Origin of the sequence: Microcoleus sp. S36b_A4 (genome assembly GCF_036700645.1) — a bacterium.
Taxonomy (GTDB): Bacteria; Cyanobacteriota; Cyanobacteriia; order Cyanobacteriales; family Microcoleaceae; genus Microcoleus.
The window spans coordinates 1-4,393 of record NZ_JAUBPI010000178.1 but is presented as its reverse complement, the minus strand read 5'-3'; the positions used below and the strand labels follow the sequence as shown (position 1 = coordinate 4,393).

The following is a 4,393-nucleotide window of genomic DNA, read 5'->3' as shown; positions in this document are numbered from 1 at the left end:
TTCTAATGTCATATCACGCTATGGCAAACACTTCTCTAATCATAACGTACTCTGATCCTTTCCTTCAGGGCACTACCGTCGTCCTGTATATCTAAAAATCCCACGACGGCAGTTTTACTGTCCTATATGTCAACGGTATCCCACAGAAAAATTAGATTGTTGGGACGTTAAAAGACGGCATACTCAACAATATAAACAAAATATTTATGAGCGTGTTAAACAATCGAGCATGGAGCAAATTGGACGAGAAGAAGGACTGAGTTATGACGAAATAAAAGGAATATTTAAGCAGGTAAACACCCTAAAAAAAACCGAATTGGCAACGGGTTAAACAAATTGGTCTGGATGAGATAAGTATGCGAAAAGGTCAAGGAAATTTTGTTACTGTTGTGAGTGACCTGGGCGAAGGTAATTTAATTGAGATGATTGATTCTCATCGCTGTGAAAAAATCATTCAAGTCAGAAGTGCAACAAGCAATTGAGGTTCGTGAGCAAGTTGAGGAAGTCAGTGTTGATATGTGGGGAGGATTCCCTAAAGTTATCAAAAAAGTATTCCCAAATGCCAAAGTTATTATTGATCGTTTTCATGTCATGAAAGTAGTTAATAAAGACTTAAATAAGTTACGTAGAGCAGCCGGAATAACAGATAGGCAAAGTAAATATTTATTATTAAGTAATCGAGAAAATTTGAATCAAGACCAGATTGATAAATTAGAAGTCACACTAGGAAAATCCGAATGTTTGCGAATTGCGTATGAGATGAAAGAAAAATTTAGAGAAATATATGAGACTAATTTGACGGTCCAAAAAGGGCAGAAGAAAATCAAAGAATGGCTAATCATGCACAAGTATTTTTTAGAGAAGCTGCATCAACAATTGAGAATCATTTTGAGGGTATTTGCAACTACTTTCTTCATCGCACAACAAGTGGAGTCATGGAAGGAATTAACAATCGGATTAAGTTGATAATGCGGCAAGGGTAGGGTTTTTCTAATTTTAATAATTTTAGGAATCGCGTATTAGCTTGCTTTTCTGATCAGATAAACTTATAACCATAAGTTCAGGAGAGCCATGTATGCTTGCTGATTTTTGTAATATAATCGCTGCCACTGCTTTTTATCCAGGGTAAGCTCATCTAATTTGGTATAAATTGTACTTGACAAAAAAACGCCAATAGACTTTATACCTGTGAACCGAACTCAAACCTATAATCAAGTTTGACTCTTCACAAAGTCAATCAAGTTGAAACGGAGTTAAAGACAATGAAAAATAGTTTTGCACCTCGATTGAAACTCGCTGTAAAATCTCAAGCTAAAAGAGCAGAAAAACGACATTTAACACCTCGCTCGCGAAATCCAAGCCAATTTATTGAATTATGTAGCAGAGCTCCCCAACCCCAGAGTTCAAAGAACCAAAAAACACTTATTAAAAGATATTTTAGTAATCTCTATTTTAGCCGTCATTGGCGGTGCAGAAGGTTGGGAAGACATGGAAAATTATGGCATCGCTAAACAGCAATGGTTAGAGGAATTTCTCGAATTACCCAATGGTATCCCGAGTGACGATACTTTTCGACGAGTCTTTGAAAAAATCAATCCTGATGCTTTAGAACAATGTTTAGCGAAGTGGCTTAAAAGTATGCTTGGTTCGATAGTTGGCGAGATTATCCCCATTGATGGCAAAAGTGTTAGAGGTTCTTATAGCCTTTCTCATAAAGATGAGGTATGATGTTACTGACACTCATTCATGAGGGTCAAACAGAGAACACACATCGAATGAACTATAATTATATGGTTCAGTCAAGCCACCCGAAAGCGATAGCACACATAATAGCATTTTTCTGACAGCACGCTCTGGTTGACTCACAACACGTTTACTTGTACTCCTCTTCATACATTGTTAAAAATGAAAACTTATTCGATTGATTTTAGACAAAAAATCCTTGATACTTATCATACTGAACCGATTTCACAAAAAGCAATAGCTAAACGTTTTTCTGTAGCCCTCAGCTTTGTACAAAAATTGCTTAAACAATATCGTGAAACAAAAAACATTACTCCCCGAACTCACCGATGTGGAGTCAAAGGCAAACGGGAGCGTGTCACTTTTGCAATAAGTATAAATGCTCAGAAAAAGCAGAATAGTAGCTTTGAGCTATTGTTGAGCAAAATAGGCGAAAATAGTAATGATGTCTTAATTTGTGGCGAATGAATCATGACTCCCGAACAACAACAGGCGATTCAAACATATGTAGAGGCTATTTCGGCAATCCTGTATGCTGATTGTGACCCGAAATCGTTGAAAACATTAGAAGATATCGAGATCACGGTTAAAGATAAGGTGTTAACTCATGTGACACCGCAGATCGGAATTTTTTTATCTACTCAGCGAGCGGGACAAAAGCAGGAAGGGTAAAGAGATTAAAAAGTACATTAGGTGATTTAAGCATCACCCAAAAGCAAGCAGATAAACTAGGGTGTGGGAGTGGGAGTAGATTGAGTCCACATTTAGAAAACTGTTGTTTAAGACTGAGTGCTAATGTTGCATATCAAAATGCAGCCAAAGATATTGAATATATAACAGGGATTACGGTTCCAGCGAAGACACAACTCATATTAGTACACTATCAAAAATTTGAGCAGCCTGTAGCAACAGCAGATATTACCGAGTTAAGTGCAGACGGTGGAAAAGCACGATTGATAACACCACAGGCGAGAAAAATCAGAGTGGAAAGACTATAAAGCAATTGTCTCGGAAGGAGGCATAGTAGCCAGTTTCGACCAAAATGAGATGCTCGTTAGTTGGGCAAATCAACAGCCACTAGCAAAACCAGTAAATTGTTTAGGTGATGGACATGATGGTGTATGGAATATATTCAAGGAAATTAGTTGTAAACAGGACAGAAGGGAAATTCTGGACTGGTATAATTTGAATGAAAATCTTCAGAAAGTAGGGGGTTCAATGAAGCGATTGAAGCAAGCAGAAACATATTTATGGAAAGGAAATGTAAAAAGTGCAAAAGCACTATTTACAGAGTTAAAGAGAAAAACAGCAGTTAATTTTTGCAAATATTTAGAAAAGCACCAAGAAAGAATTATTAATTACGAAGTTTTCCTTCATAGATGAAATATGTTCAATTGGCTCTGGCGCAGTAGAATCAGGAATTAAGCAAATAGCTAGACGAATTAAAATATCTGGAGCAAGTTGGAAATCAGAACATATTGGGCAGGTATTGGCTCATCGATGTGCTTACTTAAATGGCTTAATTGGTAAGCGAAGAAATGTTTAATTATAAATACTTATCGCAAAAGTGACACGCTCCCAAGGCAAACTGAATGCAGAGCAACTACTCATATTGGGGGAATTGATTGAATCAAACAATGATGCTACTCTTGAAGAACTTCGTTATTTACTTTATGGGAAAATTAGATTTTCCGTTAGTAGAGCGACAATAGCAAGAAGGATAAAAATCTTAGATATTACTGTCAAAAAAAAACTCTCTTCCCCTCGGACAAAGGCACCGACCGAGTTCAACTCCTGCGATGTGAGTTCTGGCAAAAAATAAAAAAAATTAGTTTGAAAGACTTAATATTTATTGACGAATCTGGAGTTAATTTAGCAATGGTTAGGTTATATGCTAGAGCTTTGAAAGGTCAAAGAGCCCGGGGGCCAAAACCAACTAAACGTGGCAAAAATGTCTCAATAATTGGAGCAATGTCAGTCAAGGAAATTTTGACATCGGTTAATCTAATAGGCCCAACTGATGCAATTACATTTGAAGCTTTTATTATCAGAAAACTTGTGCCAAAACTATGGAAAGGTGCTTGTGTAGTTATGGATAATTGTCCCATTCACTTGGGAGAAGAAGTGAAAAAAGCGATCGAAAAAAAAGGGGCAAAATTAATATACTTATCTCCTTATTCACCAGATTTCTCACCAATTGAGAATCTCTGGTCAAAGCTTAAAATTATTCTCCGTTTTATCAAGACTACTAATTATCAAGAATTAGCCAAAGCCATAGAGTGGGCGTTCAGTCAAGTTACATTATCAGATATTTTTAACTGGTTTACACACTGCTGTTATTGTACCTCATCTTTCTGAGAAAGGCTATATGACCGTAATCAAGGCGTAAAAGCTTTCTTAGCGGGTGACAAGGCACCTCTAGTCTAAACAGGACAAAGGTTTGAGAGAATGGTAAGGTAAAAAAAGGTAAGGTAAAAAAATAAGGAGCCACACGGGCTCCCCAAAAAACAAAATGTTGCCACCATTATACCAAAAAATTCTGCTCCCTCATCTCAATGAAAGCCAATACTTAACCAGGGCTATTTCATTCTAGTGTAAGGCCTGATAGAATAACAGATTAATCTCACTGAGGGTTCAGGTCAAAATGTCC

3 protein-coding genes and 3 pseudogenes are annotated in these 4,393 nt (G+C 36.9%); all 6 read left to right on the top strand.

The annotated features are described in order from the left end of the window. Positions 1–516: 516 nt before the first annotated feature. Positions 517–780 (top strand): annotated as a pseudogene (locus QUA03_RS29105) (transposase); the annotation flags it as partial. Between the two features lie 50 nt (positions 781–830). Beyond that, positions 831–983, top strand: coding sequence for a transposase (locus tag QUA03_RS29100; protein ID WP_445304881.1), 153 nt, complete (start codon positions 831–833; stop codon positions 981–983). Between the two features lie 370 nt (positions 984–1,353). Then, positions 1,354–1,701, top strand: a pseudogene (locus QUA03_RS28325) (ISAs1 family transposase); the annotation flags it as partial. A gap of 204 nt (positions 1,702–1,905) precedes the next feature. Next, positions 1,906–2,211, top strand: a complete 306-nt coding sequence (locus QUA03_RS28320) for a hypothetical protein (protein WP_333216973.1) — start codon at positions 1,906–1,908, stop codon at positions 2,209–2,211. A gap of 3 nt (positions 2,212–2,214) precedes the next feature. After that, positions 2,215–3,289 (top strand): annotated as a pseudogene (locus QUA03_RS28315) (ISKra4 family transposase). 287 nt (positions 3,290–3,576) lie between these two features. After that, on the top strand, positions 3,577–4,101 hold the full coding sequence (locus QUA03_RS28310) for an IS630 family transposase (protein WP_333216971.1): 525 nt from the start codon (positions 3,577–3,579) through the stop codon (positions 4,099–4,101). Positions 4,102–4,393 lie beyond the last annotated feature (292 nt).